Origin of the sequence: Pseudomonas sp. PSB11, from assembly GCF_014596605.1 — a bacterium.
Classification (GTDB): Bacteria; Pseudomonadota; Gammaproteobacteria; order Pseudomonadales; family Pseudomonadaceae; genus Aquipseudomonas; species Aquipseudomonas umsongensis.
Genome location: NZ_NOIO01000004.1, coordinates 126,504 through 143,125, shown reverse-complemented (window position 1 = coordinate 143,125; position 16,622 = coordinate 126,504). Strand labels below are relative to the sequence as shown.

At 57.2% G+C, this 16,622-nt stretch carries 18 protein-coding genes and 3 pseudogenes; 13 read left to right on the top strand and 8 right to left on the bottom strand.

Features of this window, described 5'->3' with window-relative positions:
• The first annotated feature begins 44 nt into the window (after positions 1-44).
• The 3 genes and pseudogenes from CGA21_RS07390 to CGA21_RS07380 all read left to right on the top strand — a co-directional run bounded on the left by CGA21_RS07390 (position 45) and on the right by CGA21_RS07380 (position 2,300).
• Complete coding sequence (locus CGA21_RS07390) at positions 45-1,199, top strand: acyl-CoA dehydrogenase family protein (RefSeq protein WP_023048089.1); 1,155 nt, start codon at positions 45-47, stop codon at positions 1,197-1,199.
• Positions 1,200-1,413: 214 nt separating this feature from the next.
• A pseudogene (locus tag CGA21_RS07385) lies at positions 1,414-1,869 on the top strand (IS5 family transposase); the annotation flags it as partial.
• A gap of 233 nt (positions 1,870-2,102) precedes the next feature.
• Positions 2,103-2,300 (top strand): tautomerase family protein, encoded by a 198-nt coding sequence (locus CGA21_RS07380; protein ID WP_023048087.1) that lies wholly within the window; start codon positions 2,103-2,105, stop codon positions 2,298-2,300.
• A gap of 39 nt (positions 2,301-2,339) precedes the next feature.
• Here the strand turns inward: CGA21_RS07380 and CGA21_RS07375 are convergent, their stop codons facing one another.
• On the bottom strand, positions 2,340-3,284 hold the full coding sequence (locus CGA21_RS07375) for a LysR family transcriptional regulator (protein ID WP_023048086.1): 945 nt from the start codon (positions 3,282-3,284) through the stop codon (positions 2,340-2,342).
• Positions 3,285-3,372: 88 nt separating this feature from the next.
• On the opposite strand from CGA21_RS07375, the pseudogene CGA21_RS07370 reads away from it, so the two are divergent.
• From CGA21_RS07370 to CGA21_RS07360, 3 genes and pseudogenes are all read left to right on the top strand, one after another.
• Positions 3,373-4,017, top strand: a pseudogene (locus tag CGA21_RS07370) (NADPH-dependent F420 reductase); the annotation flags it as partial.
• An 83-nt stretch (positions 4,018-4,100) separates the two neighbouring features.
• Entirely contained in the window at positions 4,101-4,505 is a 405-nt protein-coding gene (locus tag CGA21_RS07365; protein WP_023048084.1) for a DoxX family protein, read from the top strand.
• Between the two features lie 291 nt (positions 4,506-4,796).
• Positions 4,797-4,971, top strand: a pseudogene (locus CGA21_RS07360) (transposase); the annotation flags it as partial.
• 308 nt (positions 4,972-5,279) lie between these two features.
• Here CGA21_RS07360 and CGA21_RS07355 read toward each other — a convergent pair.
• Positions 5,280-6,074: an SDR family NAD(P)-dependent oxidoreductase gene (locus CGA21_RS07355; protein ID WP_023628975.1), complete on the bottom strand. Its 795-nt coding sequence runs from the start codon at positions 6,072-6,074 to the stop codon at positions 5,280-5,282.
• Between the two features lie 94 nt (positions 6,075-6,168).
• Entirely contained in the window at positions 6,169-6,525 is a 357-nt protein-coding gene (locus tag CGA21_RS07350; RefSeq protein WP_023048080.1) for a putative quinol monooxygenase, read from the bottom strand.
• 162 nt (positions 6,526-6,687) lie between these two features.
• Between CGA21_RS07350 and CGA21_RS07345 the strand changes: the two genes are divergently transcribed.
• The 5 genes from CGA21_RS07345 (at position 6,688) to CGA21_RS07325 (ending at position 10,170) form a co-directional block, all read left to right on the top strand.
• Positions 6,688-7,587: a LysR substrate-binding domain-containing protein gene (locus tag CGA21_RS07345; protein WP_023048079.1), complete on the top strand. Its 900-nt coding sequence runs from the start codon at positions 6,688-6,690 to the stop codon at positions 7,585-7,587.
• 462 nt (positions 7,588-8,049) lie between these two features.
• The gene (locus CGA21_RS07340) at positions 8,050-8,865 is read left to right on the top strand and encodes a DODA-type extradiol aromatic ring-opening family dioxygenase (RefSeq protein ID WP_023048078.1); all 816 of its coding nucleotides are present in this window, start codon (positions 8,050-8,052) and stop codon (positions 8,863-8,865) included.
• Entirely contained in the window at positions 8,862-9,533 is a 672-nt protein-coding gene (locus CGA21_RS07335) for an alpha/beta hydrolase (protein ID WP_023048077.1), read from the top strand. Before CGA21_RS07340 ends, CGA21_RS07335 begins: the two co-directional genes overlap by 4 nt.
• Before the next feature lie 9 nt (positions 9,534-9,542).
• Complete coding sequence (locus tag CGA21_RS07330) at positions 9,543-9,875, top strand: ArsR/SmtB family transcription factor (protein WP_223194054.1); 333 nt, start codon at positions 9,543-9,545, stop codon at positions 9,873-9,875.
• Positions 9,876-9,885: 10 nt separating this feature from the next.
• Complete coding sequence (locus tag CGA21_RS07325; RefSeq protein WP_071576115.1) at positions 9,886-10,170, top strand: LysR family transcriptional regulator; 285 nt, start codon at positions 9,886-9,888, stop codon at positions 10,168-10,170.
• 298 nt (positions 10,171-10,468) lie between these two features.
• Here the strand turns inward: CGA21_RS07325 and CGA21_RS07320 are convergent, their stop codons facing one another.
• Positions 10,469-11,458: a site-specific integrase gene (locus tag CGA21_RS07320; RefSeq protein ID WP_023628979.1), complete on the bottom strand. Its 990-nt coding sequence runs from the start codon at positions 11,456-11,458 to the stop codon at positions 10,469-10,471.
• 117 nt (positions 11,459-11,575) lie between these two features.
• Here CGA21_RS07320 and CGA21_RS07315 point away from each other — a divergent pair, with 117 nt between their 5' ends.
• Positions 11,576-12,694, top strand: a complete 1,119-nt coding sequence (locus tag CGA21_RS07315) for a site-specific integrase (RefSeq protein ID WP_028688847.1) — start codon at positions 11,576-11,578, stop codon at positions 12,692-12,694.
• Positions 12,695-13,023: 329 nt separating this feature from the next.
• On the opposite strand, the gene CGA21_RS07310 is transcribed toward CGA21_RS07315, so the two are convergent.
• The 4 genes from CGA21_RS07310 to CGA21_RS07295 all read right to left on the bottom strand — a co-directional run bounded on the left by CGA21_RS07310 (position 13,024) and on the right by CGA21_RS07295 (position 16,014).
• Positions 13,024-13,257: a hypothetical protein gene (locus CGA21_RS07310; RefSeq protein WP_023048074.1), complete on the bottom strand. Its 234-nt coding sequence runs from the start codon at positions 13,255-13,257 to the stop codon at positions 13,024-13,026.
• A 232-nt stretch (positions 13,258-13,489) separates the two neighbouring features.
• Positions 13,490-14,734 carry an ATP-binding protein gene (locus CGA21_RS07305; RefSeq protein WP_023628980.1) on the bottom strand — a complete coding sequence of 415 codons (1,245 nt, stop codon included), beginning with the start codon at positions 14,732-14,734 and terminating at the stop codon, positions 13,490-13,492.
• A 240-nt stretch (positions 14,735-14,974) separates the two neighbouring features.
• Positions 14,975-15,175, bottom strand: a complete 201-nt coding sequence (locus CGA21_RS07300; RefSeq protein WP_370694611.1) for a hypothetical protein — start codon at positions 15,173-15,175, stop codon at positions 14,975-14,977.
• A 401-nt stretch (positions 15,176-15,576) separates the two neighbouring features.
• A complete protein-coding gene (locus CGA21_RS07295; RefSeq protein ID WP_023628983.1) occupies positions 15,577-16,014 on the bottom strand; it encodes a hypothetical protein in 438 nt (145 codons plus the stop codon).
• Positions 16,015-16,096: 82 nt separating this feature from the next.
• On the opposite strand from CGA21_RS07295, the gene CGA21_RS07290 reads away from it, so the two are divergent.
• Positions 16,097-16,387: a helix-turn-helix domain-containing protein gene (locus CGA21_RS07290; protein WP_023628984.1), complete on the top strand. Its 291-nt coding sequence runs from the start codon at positions 16,097-16,099 to the stop codon at positions 16,385-16,387.
• Positions 16,388-16,622 lie beyond the last annotated feature (235 nt).

Genomic DNA, 16,622 nt, shown 5'->3' with positions numbered 1-16,622 from the left:
GCACCGTACTACATCGGCCCACTTCCGGGCCCAGAGGAGCGCACATGATCCGTGATACCGAAACCCTGCAGATTCTGCTGGATTCTCTTCGCCAGTTCGTCGGTGAGGTACTGATTCCTCGGGAAAACGAGGTGGCTGAAACGGATGCGATCCCTAAGGACATCGTCGATCAGATGCGCGAGATGGGCCTGTTCGGGTTAACGATTCCGGAAGCCTATGGCGGCCTGGGCGTGACTATGGAGGAAGAGGTAAACATCGCCTTCGAGTTGGGTCGCACCTCACCGGCTTTCCGTTCCTACATCGGCACCAACAACGGCATTGGCTCAATCGGCATTTTGCTTGACGGTACAGAGGAGCAGCGCAACCAGTACCTGCCGCAACTGGCAAGCGGCGAGCTGCTCAGCTCGTTCTGCCTGACCGAGCCAGATGCCGGCTCCGATGCGGGCTCGTTGAAAACCAATGCTGTGCGTGACGCTGACAGCTACATCCTCAACGGTACCAAACGTTACATCACCAACGCGCCACACGCGGGCATTTACACGGTGATGGCCCGTACCAACCCGGAAATCAAAGGCGCCTCCGGTATCAGCGCCTTTATCGTTGAGCGCGGCACACCCGGCGTGTCGCTGGGCAAGACGGACCACAAGATGGGCCACAAAGGCGCCCATACCTGCGACGTGATCTTTGAAAATGCGCGAGTGCCCGCCAGCCAGTTGATAGGCGGCGTCGAAGGCGTTGGTTTCAAGACCGCGATGAAGGTGCTGGATAAGGGCCGCCTGCATATCGCTGCACTGAGTGTCGGCGCAGCCGAACGCATGCTGGACGATGCCCTGCACTATGCGCTGGACCGCAAACAGTTCGGCCAGCCCATCGCGGAGTTCCAACTGATCCAGGCGATGCTGGCTGATAGCAAAGCCGAAATCTACGCGGCCCGCTGCATGGTGCTGGATGCCGCGCGCAAGCGCGACGAGGGCAAGAACGTCAGTACCGAAGCCTCCTGCGCGAAGATGTTCTCCACCGAGATGTGCGGTCGTGTCGCCGACCGCTGCGTGCAGATCCACGGTGGCGCCGGCTACGTCAGCGAGTACGCCATTGAGCGCTTCTACCGTGACGTGCGGCTGTTCCGTATCTACGAAGGCACCACACAGATTCAGCAGGTGGTTATCGCCCGTAACATGATCCGCGAAGCGCAGCGGTGACACGGCACCTGCTCTGACACCAGTTGGGCTCCAGTCGCGCCGAGACTCAATAGCGCCACATCCTGGCTTCAAGGTAGTTGTTCGACATGAGTGCGTGTTCCACTGGTGTGGTCCCGAAAGCCTCAGCCTGCGAGCTTCCCGTCAACCTACCCCCAGATGAACTGCGGGGTAGCTGCACGAAACTGGAATTCCAACTACGCCACAGTAGGTCGCACAGCACAGTGCAGGCGCTGCCAGCGGCAACGATGAGGCTATAGGGAAAAGTCGAGCTGGCAATACCAGCAAGATTCACCTGGCGGTGGACGCCCACGGCTTGCCCATCGAGTTTGAAATCACAGGTGGCCAAATCAATGACTGCACTCAGGCACCCGCGTTGATTTCCAAGCTCCCGGCGGCAGAAACCATCGTCGCGGATAAGGGCTATGACAGCGAGAGAATCCGGGAGCAGGTTGAGCTACAAGGGGCCAAGGCCGTGATCCCGAGAAAGCGTAACTCCGTGAAAGGCAACGCGGATCTGGACAGAGGTCTTTACCGCAATCGGCACCTGGTGGAAAACGCCTTTGCCCGGCTGAAGCATTACCGGGCGGTGGCATCTCGATTCGACAAGCTCAAGAGAAATTACGAGAGCGTGGTGGCCATGGCCTGTGCCTTCCTATGGCTACCCATGTGAAATGGCAACAGCCCCTAGCGGTACTTAGCAACTGTTGATCGCCGGTGCGCCGGTAAATGGCGGGCTGATTGGAGAAATAATTTCTACATATAGGCGATTTACAGCGTGTTTATCGCCTTCTGTATCTCTCCTATTCTCTCTCGACTGCTCTGCTGCATTGATTGGCTGAGCCCGGACTGACCGCATGGTTAGCCCTAATCGCGCTAAACCCAACCTGAATAGAGGATCACTCCATGCCCGTTGTACGAGTCAGCTGGTTCGAAGGAAAAGACCACGCCGCGAAGGAAGCTGTCGCTGCAGAAATCACCCAGAGCATCGTGAAAAACACCGGTACCGATGCCAATTACATCTACGTCATTTTTGAAGACGTGGCGCCATCGGATTGGGCCGGTGCAGGCAAGCTGTTCGGCGACGATCCGAAGAAGACCTAAGGTCATTCGGCGTTAATGGCCAGTGGGCTGCAAGGAGTGTTACATCTTCTTTGCAGCCCGGGCTTGGCTCTTTTGTGCTGGGTAGCCGGACTCCCAGTCGACCTGCTCAAACTGTTCGACCAGAAAATTGATAAATGCCCGCACCTTGGATGCCAGGTGTTTGCGGGTTGGGTAGACGGCATAAATACCCAGTTCTACCGAGCGATACTCCGGTAGCAACTCCACCAGATCACCCCGCCGAAGATCCTCACTTACCATAAAGCTTGGCTGCAGCAAAATGCCGCCAGCAGTCAACGCAATAGATCGGCATGTATCACCGTTATTGCAGCGAATGACCGAACGCGTGTTGACCTTATGCTCGCCATCGGGCCCGGTAAAACTCCATTCGTTCCCACTGGAAAAGTTGCTATAGGCAATCACCCGGTGCTCGGCCAGGTCTTGCGGCACTTCTACTGGTGCATGGCTTTTGATGTAGCTCGGGGCTGCACACAGGCGCATCCGCGTGCTGGCAAACCGGCGCCCCACCAGTGAAGAGCTTTCCAACCGGGCGATGCGCACCGCGACGTCATACCCCTCCTCCACCAAATCGACCTGGCGATCGTTCAGGCTGATATCCAGCTCAATCTTCGGGTTTTGCTCCAAAAAGGCAGTCCACAGCGGCGCCAGGTGCAACACACCAAAACTCACCGGCGCATTGACCCGCAGCACGCCGGCAGGCTCATGGTTGCCCGAAGAAACAGCGCTTTCCGCCTCCCCCATCAACGCCAGCACTTCCCGCGCTTGCTGGTAGAAAACCCGTCCTTCTTCGGTCAGTGATAAGCGTCGCGTGGTGCGTTGCAGCAGGCGTACGCCCAGGCGTTCCTCCAGCGCATTTACATGCCTGGAAACGGCGGCCTTGGACATTTCCAGCGCATCGACGGCACCGACAAAGCTGCCCTTGTCGACCACGGCGCAAAACACCTGCATCTCCAACGCGCGATCCATTATTGCCTCACTTATCGGAACTATAAGTCACATTAAATCATGTTTATCTCGTAAATCGAATCTTTAAACTGGATCCCATCACACACAGCACGAGGCAAAAGACATGAACATTACCCTTATCGGTACCGGCAACATGGGCTCGGCTTTCGCTCAACAGTTGTCCCAGTTTGGACACCATGTTCGTATCACCGGCCGTGATCTGGACAAGGCGCACGCCCTCGCCGCGCAGCATCAAAACGTCGAAGCATTCGCCGCTGATCAGGCCCTTGGCCAGAACGAAGTGGTGATCGTCGCCACTGCTTACCAGGACGCCTTAACCGCGCTGAAAAGTCTGGGCAGTCTCGAAGGCAAAGTGGTCATCGACATCACCAACCCGCTGACAGCCGACTACATGGGTCTGACCATCGGCCACAGCACCAGTGCAGCGGAGGAAATCGCCAAGGCGCTGCCAGGTGTGGAGCTGGTCAAGGGCTTCAACACCCTGTTCGCCCAAGTGCTGGCCAGCGGTCCCACATTTGCCAACGAGCAGCAAGGCAGCGTGTTCCTGGCCAGCGATAGCGCACGAGCCAAACAAACCGCCGTTGCTCTTGCGCAAAGCCTGGGTTGGAAAACCGTGGATGCCGGCGGTTTGGTAAACGCGCGTTATCTGGAAGCGTTGGCCGGGTTGAACATCTACCTCGGCTATGGCGCAGGGCTCGGCACGCAGATCGCGCCGGTCTGGCTCAATCGTTAATTCCCACTTACCCAATGCCTGGCGCCACGGCCGAAACAGCTGTGGCCCCGGGCAACCCACACTCCCCGTATTGGAAAACACCCATGACCGCCGCTAGCCGCACCCTCCCCTATGCCGCCCTGGTACTACGCCTAATCCTTGGCGTGATGTTTCTCGCTCATGGCCTGACCAAGCTGCTGGTGTTCACCCCGGCCGGCACAGCAGGTTTCTTTGAGTCCGTTGGCTTCTCCGGCTTTCTTGCCTATCCGGTCATTGCCTTTGAAGTGGTCGGCGGCCTGTTCCTGATCCTTGGTGTACTCGCTCGCTGGGTAGCGGCCCTAGCCACCGTGCAACTGCTGGTGGCAGCAAGCGTGCACTTCGGTAATGGCTGGAGCTTCACCAACGCCAATGGTGGCTGGGAATACCCGGTCTTTCTGGCATTCACTGCACTGGCCTTGGCGCTGCTGGATGACGGAGCCTTCGCCTTGAAACGTTCAGCACGTAACTAACCGCTCGCTGCTTTCGGCCAGGTTGCCTTTGCCGGGTTCTCGCCAAACTTGGCAAGGGTAAAATCCAGAAAGCTTTTCAGCCTTGGTGTCATGCCCCGGTCCGGCGTACGCAGCACATGAAAGGGTCGAGTGGGCATGGGATATCGAGGCAGTTGGACGATCTATCCGCTTGGCTTTCAAGTCTTAAATAAACAAGGTAATCCCCCGGCTTAGCCGAGGGACTCCTTGAGGTTGACCGTGTGATGCGGTCATCAGGAACCTTCTATCTCGACCAAGAGATAGGGGTACCCAATGAGAGATTACCAAAGCCTTGCTCACACGAAGTGGGACTGTAAGTACCACGTTGTATTCATCCCGAAGAGGCGTAAGAAGGCGATCTTCGGAGCGATCCGCAAGCACCTGGGGGGAGGTGCTACATGAGTTGGCGAGGCAGCGTGAGTGCCGGATCGTGGAGGGTCACTTGATGCCAGAGCCGAGCCCGAACGATAATTTCAAGATGGAGCCGGACTAATGCGACGCGTCGTTCAGCCGACGCGTATCCGGACTTTCAATCCGTAATTCACTAACCCACCGACTTCAGTCGGTGGTTGTTTAGTGCTACCACCGGCGTAGACGAACTGATGATTGATGCGCGCATCTACGACCCGACGGCGCGTTGCCGTTCGTATCAACTGGCAGCGGAATCGATTGGAGATCTGCTCACTCACTGACAGCGTGCGCGCCGGTGACCTTCAGGTCACCCGTGCGGAACACACGTGCCAGGTAGTCAAGGGTTCAGAGGATATCGTCCACCACGCCGCCATCGACCCGCAGCGCAGCGCCGCTGGTGGCTGACGCCTGGGTGGAGCAGATATAGACGACCATATTGGCGACCTCATCGACCGTGGCCGCACGTTGAATCAACGAGGTGGGACGGTGGGTCATGACGAATTCGGCAGCGACGGCCTCCAAGGATTTGCCGGAGCGGGCAGACTCTCCTTTGAGCAGCTCAGCCAAGCCATCAGACAGTGTCGGGCCTGGCAGCACGCTGTTAACGGTTACGCCGCTGCCGGCCACACGTTTGGCCAAGCCACGCGACAACGCCAGTTGCGCCGTCTTGGTTACGCCGTAATGAACCATATCGGCCGGGATATTTCGGGCTGACTCCGAGGAGATAAACACCACCCTACCCCAACCTCGTTGGACCATGGCTGGAACCAACGCGCGGCTCAGGCGAACACCGGACATTACGTTAGTTTGCCAATAGTCTTCCCAGCAGTCGTCATCGGCCTCGAAGAAATCGGCCAAACCATAGATGCCGGCGTTGTTGACCAGAATGTCGATGGTGGGAAGCGCAGCTGTAAGAACGCCAACGCCGTCGGCATTGCCCAGATCAGCCGCGACTCCGCTGAAGGTGGCCTGCGGTACCGCTTCGCTCAAACGTGCCAGGGCTTTTTCGACCGAGCTGTCACTCCGCCCGTTGATGATCACGATAGCGCCGGTGAGCGCCAGGCCATGGGCAATGGCGAAGCCGATGCCGCCTGTGGAGGCAGTAACCAAAGCGGTCTTGCCGGCAAGATTGATGTGCATGCGTATTGACCCTCTAGCGCCAGGTAGTACCCGGCAGGTTAGATCGGTTGCTGAATAGTCAGCGGTCTTGTCCGCCGGCTACTGACTGGCGGTGTCAGGTCCGGGTAAACCCATCAAACGGATTCATGTACACCGCGCCAAAGGCATCCAGGTGCTTGCGCGTCGGCGCGTCTGGGTTGCCATAAACTAGCAGGCTGGTGATTTTCACCAGCTCGAGAAACTTTTCGCCGAACGGCGCGAAGGTTTCTTCAATATGGTTAACGACAGCATCGGCACGGTAACGCTCGATAATGTGCACCTCAGTGCGAGCCTCGTTGACGCTGTATTCGTACATCAAGGTGCCAGGCTCTTCGCTCGTAGCGGCGACAATCTTGGCAACCAGCGTTTTAAATTCAGGGAAGTCTTCCGGAGCCAGGCTTAGGGTAAAAATGCTGATGACTTCGTCTTTCATGGGGCGTCCTCACAGAAGTAAATGACCAACCCCATGCGATAGATGCAGAGGGTTGCTGAGTCAGCAGCCATGCTAAGGTAGAGCAGCAAGCTGATAAACAACCTTGAAATCACAGATAGGTAGCGTAATTTGCTACCAACTCTTGCGCCTAGGAAAACGGCAATGACCTCCGAAGATTCCTTCAGCGGCATCCATATTTTTCTCGCCACCGCCCGCTCTGCGACCTTCACAGAGGCAGCCGAGCGCCTGGGGCTGTCCAAGTCGGCCGTAGGTAAGGCGATTGCACGGCTGGAGGCACGGGTGGGTACCAGCCTGTTTTATCGCTCGACCCGCCGCTTGTCCCTGTCTCCGGATGGCGAGGCCTACTTCACCGTGTGGTCCAATGCGCTGGAGGAGATCAAGGCCACCGAGAGCAACCTCGGCAACAAGTTAGGCGTGCCCACAGGGCGCTTGCGGGTGGACATGCCGGTCGCGTTCGGTAAACAGGTGGTACTGCCGGTGCTACTGGAGATGAGCAAACGCTTCCCGCAGTTGCAACTGACCTTGACCTTTAGCGACCAACTGGTGGACCTGACGGAAGAAGGTATCGACCTGGCCATTCGTTTTGGCAGCGTCGACAACGTCCCCGGCCTGGTGGCCAGACGCCTGACGTCACACCGCTGGGTAACCTGTGCAGCGCCGGGTTATCTGGAAGAATATGGTACGCCGTTGACGCTCGAGGACATGGGCCAGCACCGCAGCATCGTCGGCTATCGCCGCGGCAGCCTAATGCCCTGGAAAATGGCCCAGGCCGGGCAATCCTTGAAGTTCTCGCCACCACCGACCTATCAGTTTGACGATGCCGAAGCGATGATTGAAGCCACGCGAGCCGGCCTCGGTATTTGCCAGATGCCGCTCTGTCTATTTGAAAAGGACATCGCCCAGCAGGTTGTTGTTACGGTACTCGAGCCCTTTGAACCGGCGCCTGTCGAGGTCCACGCACTATGGTCGAAGAGCAATCATCTGCGGCCCAAAATTCGTTACCTGGTCGACGAGTTATTGAAGCTGTATGGCCACAGCTAACGGCAGAACGGACAGCTACTGCGCGACCTTGGCGCGGGGTTGATCAACGCCAGCCCCATTAACTCAGGGTGCCACTCAGCAGCCATAGCGATGAGCGCGGACTGATCTGTAACAAAGCCAGGGAGCCCCCAAATACTAGAGCCCGCCGACCAGGGATCTACTCACCAACCTGCGTTCTGGCCAGGCGCAGGGGGCAATATTGGCACCTTGATGTGTAGCTCAGCGCTCCGGCTGGCAGCGGCCTGAAGAGTCGACAAGTGACCGCCAATTATCCCGGTTTTCGAGATAGTTATTCACCAATATCTGAGTTTATCTCCAAAATCGAATCTATAAACTTTGAGCCATCCCCAGCCAATCAGTGCGCTGTGGGTAGGCAGGTCAGTGAGCGGCGCACACGCTTTGCAACGCCGATCAGTCCACCTCTTGCTGCTGCGGCCCCAATATCTAAGCAGGATTTCAACCATGAGTCTGGCCTATCCAGTGTTGTTCGTGTCCCACGGAGCACCAACCTTTGCCATCGAACCCGGCCAGGCCGGGGCACGCCTGGCTGAGCTAGGCCGAGCGCTGCCACGGCCTAGCGCCATCGTAATCGTCTCTCCTCACTGGATGACCCGTGGGAGCGTGCGTGTAGGCAGCAGCAAGGCGCCGGAAACCATTCACGACTTCGGAGGCTTTCCGCAAGCACTGTATCGCCTGCAATACCCTGCAACCGGCAATCCTGCATTGGCCGAGCAAATCTGCAACCTGCTTTCCCGCAATGGGATTGCCGCAACTACCGAATCGAATCGAGGCCTGGACCACGGCGCCTGGGTGCCGTTGCTGCACCTATTGCCCACTGCGGATATCCCGGTGGTCCAAGTGTCCATGCCCCACCCGCTCAATCCATTGGGTGCCTGGCAGCTTGGCCAGGCACTCAAGCCGCTGCGCGATCAGGGCGTGCTGATCATTGGCTCCGGCAGTCTGACCCATAACCTTTATGAGTTCCGTAGCAACTACGGCGACCCGGCTGAGTACGTAGCGCGTTTTTCCGACTGGATCCGTGACGCCCTGCAAGCCGGTGACCTGCCAGCGCTGCTCGCCTACCGCCGCAATGCCCCGGAGGCCGAGCGTGCGCACCCCAGTGAAGAACATTTGTTGCCGCTATTTCTGGCGCTCGGTGCCGCAGGCGAGCACTACGCCGTGGATGTGCTAGAGGGCGGTGTCGCCGACGGCGTACTGGCTATGGACAGCTACCTGTTCAAAAGCCCAACCGCCACTCAGGAGATTACTCAAGCATGAACCTGCCACTAGCCATTTCAGAACTGCAGCAAGAACCGCAATCCGGCCTTGTCTATCGTCGGGTAATCCGTGCTGCTGCCCCTCGTGCACGTCTCCTGCTATTGCATGGTGTAGGCGGTAATGAAACCAATCTGGCAGGCCTTTCCGGCTTTATCCCAGAAGGAATTGAAATATTGCTGGTACGCAGCCGCCTGCAAATCGCAGCTGAGGGCTTTGCCTGGTTTCAGGTAAATTTCACCAACGAAGGCCCGGTGATCGTTGAAGAGCAAGCGGAAACCAGCCGCCAGAAACTAGTGGAGCTTGTAACTGCCTTACCACAAATGCCTACAGTGATAGCTGGCTTTAGCCAGGGCGGTATTCTCAGTGCAAGCGTCGGGCTTAGCGCCCCTCATTGCGTGCTAGGCTTTGGCTTGTTCAGCGGCAGAATTCTCCCTGAGCTGGCACCACACATTGCCAGCGCTCAAGCATTGAGTTCGCTATCGGCGTTTATTGCTCATGGCTATGGTGATAACAAGCTCCCCGTGTCTTGGGCACAAAAAGCGGATGCCTGGTTGCACCAACTGAACGTGCATCATGAAACATACCTGTACGACATGGGCCACGAAATCACCAATGAAGAAGTGGAAGATTTCATTCAGTGGCTGAAGCCTGTATTGAACATCGCCTGAGCGACCTTGATGGTGAACTCCCGCAGTAAACTTACGGAAGTGGATCTACTTCTTAAAGCGTTAGCCAGCCCCCAGCGCCGGTTGATCCTTGAGTGGCTCCGTGACCCAGAGAAACACTTTCCGCAGCAGGAACATGCATTCCTGCTCGGTGTGTGTGCCGGCCAGATTGAGCGCAAGTGCAAGTTGGCCCAATCGACCGTGTCCGATCACTTGCGCACGCTGCATCGCACAGGATTGATTACTTGCCAAAAGCTCGGCCCGATCCATTTTTTTCAAACGCTGCGAATACACCATCGAAATGCTGGTGAAAACATTGAAAGCGATGCTGTAAAGGGGATTTGAGAGCTCTGCCATGACTATTCGCGAGGACACATTTGCATCCATCGATCTCAATTTATTGGTGGTTTTTATGTGTATTTACAAGGAACAAAGTATAACGTTAGCAGCCAAGAGTCTTGGCGTAACACAGCCAGCCGTAAGCAATTCGCTGGTCAAGCTACGTGACAAATTTAATGATCCGCTCTTTACTCGTTCGGGCAGGGGTATTGTGGCAACACCGAAAGCGAAAAAAATTGCTTCTGAATTATGTCCAGCGATGAGACTGATTACAGCCACACTAGCATCGAACTTTAGATAATCCTCTTTGCAGCAGAGCACTATTGGCCTGCTCTAACCTCTCATGACTGGCGGTGTCAGGTGGACTGACAGATGACTGGAGTCTATGTCGCTGGTGGCATCATGTTATGCCGACGCAAGCTGAACATTCCTGTCTGTAATTGAGCAATCATCTGATGGCGAACTCTCATGGTTTACCGTCGCCCTTTCGATACGTATCAATAACACCAGCCACATCAAGGCCAAAGCCCAGCATTGGGTGTAATTGCTCCGCGGAAACAAAGCAGCCATCACCGGAAGTGCTGAATGGCTTGAGGCGGTCAACTGCCCGGCAGTGCAATTGGACGAGGCAAACTCGACAAAGCCTCCGCCTCCAGGCCTGGCACCATCGGCCGCAGTTGCCCGGGGAAAAAGCCGGTGCTGTCCACATAGAGCAGTACCGACTTGGCATCGCGCCAACCGACATAGCCCATCAACGCCTTCTGGTCCCAGCCACTGCGCGTGGCCCAGGTGGCAAAGCCACGGCGTAGGGAGTGGCTGCTATACAACTCGGCGGGCAATCCGGCCGCTTTCAGTACCGCCCGCAGCAGCGGGATGACGCTGTGCGGGTGCAGGCCCTGCTCGCGCAGGTGACCCCAGCGGTCAATGCCGCGGAACACCGGACCGCGGGCGATGCCGGCGACACAGATCCAGTCGTTGTAGGCCTGCACCGGGCAGAGGCGGGCCAGCGCCGGCGCACTGTAGGTCTGTCCCTGGTTGTCACGGTCGCCCTTGCTCCACGGCAGGAACAGCTGCATGCCCTCCCCCGGCCGTACCTGGATGTGCTCGACCTGCAGGCGGCACAGTTCGTCGCTGCGAAAGGCGCGCCAGAAGCCGATCAGCAGCAATGCGCGATTACGCCAGCAGCGCAACAGCTGCGGCAGGTCGCCCTCGTCCAGTGCTTTCTCGCCCGCCCGCTCCAGCCACGCCACGCACTGCTCCAGTTCGCGCAGCTGCAGCGGTTCGGCCTGCTTCTCCGGCTTCGGGTGCAAGGTACGAATGCCCTTGAGGATCTGACGAACCAGCGGGGTCTTGGTCGGATCCGGGAAGCCCTGGCTGACATGCCACTGCGCCAAGGCCGCCAGGCGCAGCTTGAGGGTGTTGCTGGACAACGTGGCGGCGTGATCGACCAAGTAACGCACGATGGCATCGCTGGTCGCCGGCAGAAAGCCGCCCCAGGCGACCTCGAAGTGCTCGAGCGCTTGCCGGTAGCTGCGCCGGGTGTTGGGGCGGGTACCGGCCTGCAGGTACCGCTCGATCTCGTGGCTCATCGACGCACATCCCCTTGATGTACTGGTGAGCGACTGCCAAACGACGAAAAAATCGCCTCACCTTGGATAATTAAAGATTATCCGACCTTATTTATTGGATAGTGGAAATATAATACGTTGGACGTATCATATATTACTGATCAGATGCCGTTGATCGACGAGCCCACCCTAGACCCCAGTAGATTGGCGTTGAAGGCTCAGGAGGCGGCCGCAGGCTTTGTTGCCAGCGGCACCGCCGAAAACACGGTACGGAGCTATCGCAGCGCCCTCGCCTACTGGTCGGCTTGGCTGCACCTGCGCTACGGCGTTGCGATGGGCGATGCGCCTGTACAGTCGACTGTAGTCATTCAGTTCGTGGTGGATCACCTGGCGCGCCCACTGGCAAATGGTGCATGGACCTATCTGCTACCGCCGACCATCGATGCCGCGTTAGTCGCGGCACGTGTGAAGGCAAAGCCGGGACCTCTGAGCTACAACACGGTATGTCATCGGCTTTCGGCACTGGGCAGGTGGCATCGCTTCAACAACTGGGAAAGCCCAACTGAAGCACTGGCAGTGAAAACGCTGCTGCGAGATGCGCGAAAAGCCCAGGCGCGCCAGGGGGTAGTTGTCCGCAAAAAGACGGCAGCTGTGGTGGAGGCTCTGGAGGCCATGTTGGCGACCTGTACGGATGGCATTCGCGGTACTCGTGATAGCGCCCTCCTCCTGATGGCGTGGAGTGGCGGCGGGCGTCGTCGATCCGAGGTGACCGGCCTGCAGGTCGACGATGTGCGCAAACTGGATGAAGACACTTGGCTCTATACGCTGGGCGTCACCAAAACAGACACCACGGGATCCCGTCGCGAAAAACCTCTGCTGGGTCGCGCTGCACACGCGTTGACGGCTTGGCTCATCGCCGCGCCCGCCGATACCGGTCCGCTTTTTCGGCGCCTCTACAAGGGCGGCAAAGTCAGCCCGTTCGGACTATCGTCTGATCAGGTAGCACGGATCGTTCAGCGCCGCGCCAAATTGGCTGGCCTCGACGGCGACTGGGCCGCGCACAGCTTACGCTCGGGCTTTGTAACGGAAGCGGGTCGCCAGGGGGCCCCATTGGGTGAAGTGATGGCCATGACTGAACATCGCAGTGTCGAAACCGTTATGGGCTACTTCCAAGCCGGAGTGCTGCTGAGCAGCCGCGCCTCGATGTTGCTTCAACCCCTGCCCGCCCCATCAGGCCCAACCAACCAGCCTGACTAGCGGTCGACGCACCGCGTCGGAAAATGCCGCGCACGCGTGTCCTATTGAGAGGTGGAGCTCCTGGTTATGAGTCCATTGCACGGTAGCGGAATTGATGCGCAACCCCAGCTGGGCACTCGCAACTCCGGGTGTAACCAATACATGACCGCATGGCGACGCCCAAGCAGCCAGCATCTCAGCATGCTTCGTCTACTCGGGTAGTTAAGCAAACAGCTGGCGGCCCTGCGCTAGACAGCGAAGGCTCCGTCGCAGGGGCAAGATAGTCAAGTGCTTACCAGTCGCTGTGGCCTGCGCTCGCCTTATGAATACGCCTGGTCGGCAGGTGCGCTTCAAATACCCACACTGAAAGTCTTACCAGACTCGACCCTGTGCTTGCTGCACAAGTCGCGAAGCTTTTTTTCCGAACCGTCAGGATGAATTTGTACGAGCACGCCATCCTTCGCCATTATCAGTGAATGCCCTGCGGCAACCGCACGCAGATACGCAGCATTAGTGGCGACGGCGGCCAGCTTAGGAATCATTGCCTCTAGTCGGTCTATTTCATCATCACTGAGTTCGCTCATGCTCTGTTCTCTGCTCCTGCCAGCCTGATGTCGATGCTGCCCGTAGAAAAGATATCCATGAGCGACCCTACGCCCCGATCACAGGTAAGTCGATCCCATTTTTGACGCACACAGTGAAGCCTCGACTTAGCCGCTCAGCACTCCACAGCGTACGTGCAAATTCGAGTCGATGTGACAGCAGCCTTGATGTGAACAAACCATCGTAGCCGTAGCAAGATGAGTGCATTCGCTTCTAAGCATCTGAGCCCTCTTCAGGTGGACAAAAAATGCCGTCAGCCCTTGGAAGGCTAGACCGCCAGCTGTCACCGGGCATGATCCGGCACATGTACAGATCGAACAGCGGCGCGGTAAAAGCGGCGCCGTTGTGGGGCGGCGACCAGATCATCCCTTTGCTAATCAGGGAGTTGCGAATTGAGGTGAGAGATCGGCTTGTACGGCCCAGGGATGCCGCAATGTCGCCCGAACGATGAGGCCCCTCCCCAAGCGAAGCCATGGCGCGCAAATAAATGTGTTCTGCCACGGTCATTCGGTCGAGTCTTACCCTAAAAAAACCTTCGTCCAGAGCAGCAATAACGTGCCCGGACGCCTTCTGGACGTCTGCAAGCGTGATGTGGTTATTCTGCCCTGCGTCCCAGACATGACTGCCCCACTCTTGAATGAAATAAGGGTAGCCGCGTGTGAGGTGAGCAACCATGTCGGCCGCTTCTGAGTCTACAGTCACGCCCTCGGCCTCCGCTGGTTTTACAAAGGCCAGACGCGTCTGGTGTGGCTCCAGCGAACCGACCTCTAGGTAGTCGAAGAGGCGCTTCGCGTGGTTTTTCACATGTCCAGCAGGGTGTCGGAGTTGTGGGAGGCCTGCACCGACGAGGGCAACCGGCAAGATCAATCGCGAGACGCGATGCAGCGCTGCGATAAGCGCGGCGAGCTGTTCTTCTGCTACGTTTTGCAGCTCATCCACGAAAATAACAAGGACGGTGTGAGCTGCTTTGGCGGCTTCACCGAGTTTAGTCAGCAGGGTTGTAAATTCCTCCTCGAGATCACCTTTGCCCGCCAGAGCTGCCTCGGCTTCGTAGTCAATACCGACCTTGAGATCGCTGAACTTCGGCTCCAAAGCCTTGGCAAAACCGGCTAAGGCTCGCAGTCCAGTTATCGCTGCGTTCTTGGCAGGTACGATACAGCTCAGCCGCAGCAAGGCGAGACGGAGCTGTGGCGCGAGTATCGCTGGCAGAGAGCGATACTCGGATGACTCAACGTAGACGGCGAGATTGCCCGAGGCTTCGGCATCTCGCAGCATCTGGTTCAACAGTACTGTTTTGCCGACACCCCGCACCCCAACCAGGATTACGCTTTTGGCAGGTCGGCCCACGCGAATTCCCCCGATCGACTGACGGACCCGCTCGCGCAGTTGATCGCGACCTGCCAGCTCAGGTGGAGGCGTACCAGCGCCAGGGGAGTACGGATTGCAGACGGGGTCCATATGCACCCGCGTTAATAGGAATAGCGAACAGCGGGAATGGGCCGATAAACAGCTAAATCCAAGCTTTTCACCCCGCCATCACCTGCATACCCGAGACTCGGCAAATGTTGGTCCAGCTGGAGTTACCTATCAAGCCAAGCTGCCTCCGTCATTGAAAAAAATCATCGCGAGCGACCCGTCCGAAATTGCCTAAGTCTTCGTCGACGTCGATGAACATGGTATTCACCATCCGCGCGCTCTTCAGGTCGGCCATTGTTCTGAAAAAAAGGGTTCGCAGAGATGGACCTCATAACGCTCACCATCATGAACCGAGCCGAATCCCCAACTGCCCTGAAGGGTCCCAAATTGCAACCCATATCCTTCAACACGCGTACTATCGCCGCAAACATCACAAAGGACGTCACTGACGCATTCGAACTGTTCCGCCGCTGTGATTTTCATTGAGAGGCTCCTTTGGGTCCAGTGAATCAGCTTGCTGCAGCGAGCCTGCGACCCGCCAGCATCACTCCGGTAACCGCCTGTACGGTCAGGCGTCGCCAACGCCTGGCACAGGCGGACCACAATGAGCCCGGATCCCGCCCTATCTCGCCATGCGTACCTTTCGGCATGGCCTGTTGTACGGTCGGCAGATCGAGTTAATGGCGGACGCCATTTTGTGCAGCATTTGCGGCGCAGATAAGACCGCACTTGGGGCAGTGCTGATCGGCGACAGACGATCCAAGCTATCCGTTCTGGACGAACTAGCAAATTGCATGTGCGCGATGCGCGCCACTGATGCCATGGCGCTGACGTGGGCGTCTTTAGCACTCCTTCAAGGCTTGCTCCAGTCAGCGACCCCTCCTTCAAACAAGACGCATCGAAGAGCAGTAAATTTGTTGCTTTGCTGCAGCCAAGGTGTGGCGGCAGTCTCTTTGAGAGTAGGTATGGCCCGAGGCCGTCTTAAAGTCGTAACCCATGACTCGCTCGTCCTGATCATAGACCCTAACGAGCTCTATGAGCATCTCCATCGTCCAATTACCGGATCCATTCAGCCGCGATGGCAACACCACCTGAACTGCCTCAATCAGTGTTCCTTCAGCGCGTTTCACTAGCATCTGCTCGAACTCATCCTCCGTTGGAATCAAGAGCATCGTCCTCCATGCGGCTGCCTTCTGGCGGCGGTTAATCATCACGTAAAACCAAGGGCGATGATCATCGAGCTCGACGAATCGCCACATCTGGGAGTCGTCTCCAAACAGCGCTGGATACATGATTTCAGCGCGCTTGTACGTAATAAACATCAGCACACCCTCTTTTAAGCTGTATATAGCATAGCTCCAGAAGCACTAAAAAGGCTTCATCGTTCCTTTTGCGAGACAGCAAATGGAACTGAATGAAGCGCTTGGTTTGGTGATCAGGAATCTACGTATTTCGAAGGATATGCCTCAGGAAGGGCTTGGGCCTAGTCAGAGCTATATCAGTGCGATCGAGCGCGGCAAATGGAAACCATCGATTGAAAAGGTTGAGCAGATTGCTGAGATCATTGGCATTCATCCCCTAACGCTTCTGTTCCTGGCTTATCAAAGGCAAACACCCGAACTAAAACCCGAAGACTTACTGAAAAAAATCCATCGAGAAATCACGAGCTTGAAGGGTTGCCTGAGACTTGAGTAGGTTCGACATGGAATCGAATCGGCAACCGATCCCAAAAAGCATTTGATCGCAACGTCGCCAGTTGCTCTGCTGCCCGGCGCGCGGGCTTTCTTGCTCGCAATCAACAGCGAGCATGAATTCAGTCGCGAATAGCCACTGCATGAATTCGAGTGATAGACCTCGCCCATCGCAACAAACATCGATGACACGTGCTTAGCGTGACGCAAGCCTTGAAGAGTCACGCCTCCACTGATCC

What these genes read in the sequence shown, in the direction of transcription:
- CGA21_RS07375 (WP_023048086.1), bottom strand. Translation starts at nt 3,284, where the DNA reads ATGGATCGCGCGTTGGAGATGCAGGTGTTTTGCGCCGTGGTCGACAAG.
- CGA21_RS07335 (WP_023048077.1), top strand. Translation starts at nt 8,862, where the DNA reads ATGAACCTGCCACTAGCCATTTCAGAACTGCAGCAAGAACCGCAATCC.
- CGA21_RS07310 (WP_023048074.1), bottom strand. Translation starts at nt 13,257, where the DNA reads ATGAGCGAACTCAGTGATGATGAAATAGACCGACTAGAGGCAATGATT.
- CGA21_RS07355 (WP_023628975.1), bottom strand. Translation starts at nt 6,074, where the DNA reads ATGCACATCAATCTTGCCGGCAAGACCGCTTTGGTTACTGCCTCCACA.
- CGA21_RS07290 (WP_023628984.1), top strand. Translation starts at nt 16,097, where the DNA reads ATGGAACTGAATGAAGCGCTTGGTTTGGTGATCAGGAATCTACGTATT.
- CGA21_RS07345 (WP_023048079.1), top strand. Translation starts at nt 6,688, where the DNA reads ATGACCTCCGAAGATTCCTTCAGCGGCATCCATATTTTTCTCGCCACC.
- CGA21_RS07295 (WP_023628983.1), bottom strand. Translation starts at nt 16,014, where the DNA reads ATGTTTATTACGTACAAGCGCGCTGAAATCATGTATCCAGCGCTGTTT.
- CGA21_RS07350 (WP_023048080.1), bottom strand. Translation starts at nt 6,525, where the DNA reads ATGAAAGACGAAGTCATCAGCATTTTTACCCTAAGCCTGGCTCCGGAA.
- CGA21_RS07380 (WP_023048087.1), top strand. Translation starts at nt 2,103, where the DNA reads ATGCCCGTTGTACGAGTCAGCTGGTTCGAAGGAAAAGACCACGCCGCG.
- CGA21_RS07390 (WP_023048089.1), top strand. Translation starts at nt 45, where the DNA reads ATGATCCGTGATACCGAAACCCTGCAGATTCTGCTGGATTCTCTTCGC.
- CGA21_RS07325 (WP_071576115.1), top strand. Translation starts at nt 9,886, where the DNA reads ATGACTATTCGCGAGGACACATTTGCATCCATCGATCTCAATTTATTG.
- CGA21_RS07320 (WP_023628979.1), bottom strand. Translation starts at nt 11,458, where the DNA reads ATGAGCCACGAGATCGAGCGGTACCTGCAGGCCGGTACCCGCCCCAAC.
- CGA21_RS07365 (WP_023048084.1), top strand. Translation starts at nt 4,101, where the DNA reads ATGACCGCCGCTAGCCGCACCCTCCCCTATGCCGCCCTGGTACTACGC.
- CGA21_RS07330 (WP_223194054.1), top strand. Translation starts at nt 9,543, where the DNA reads ATGGTGAACTCCCGCAGTAAACTTACGGAAGTGGATCTACTTCTTAAA.
- CGA21_RS07300 (WP_370694611.1), bottom strand. Translation starts at nt 15,175, where the DNA reads ATGAAAATCACAGCGGCGGAACAGTTCGAATGCGTCAGTGACGTCCTT.
- CGA21_RS07305 (WP_023628980.1), bottom strand. Translation starts at nt 14,734, where the DNA reads ATGGACCCCGTCTGCAATCCGTACTCCCCTGGCGCTGGTACGCCTCCA.
- CGA21_RS07340 (WP_023048078.1), top strand. Translation starts at nt 8,050, where the DNA reads ATGAGTCTGGCCTATCCAGTGTTGTTCGTGTCCCACGGAGCACCAACC.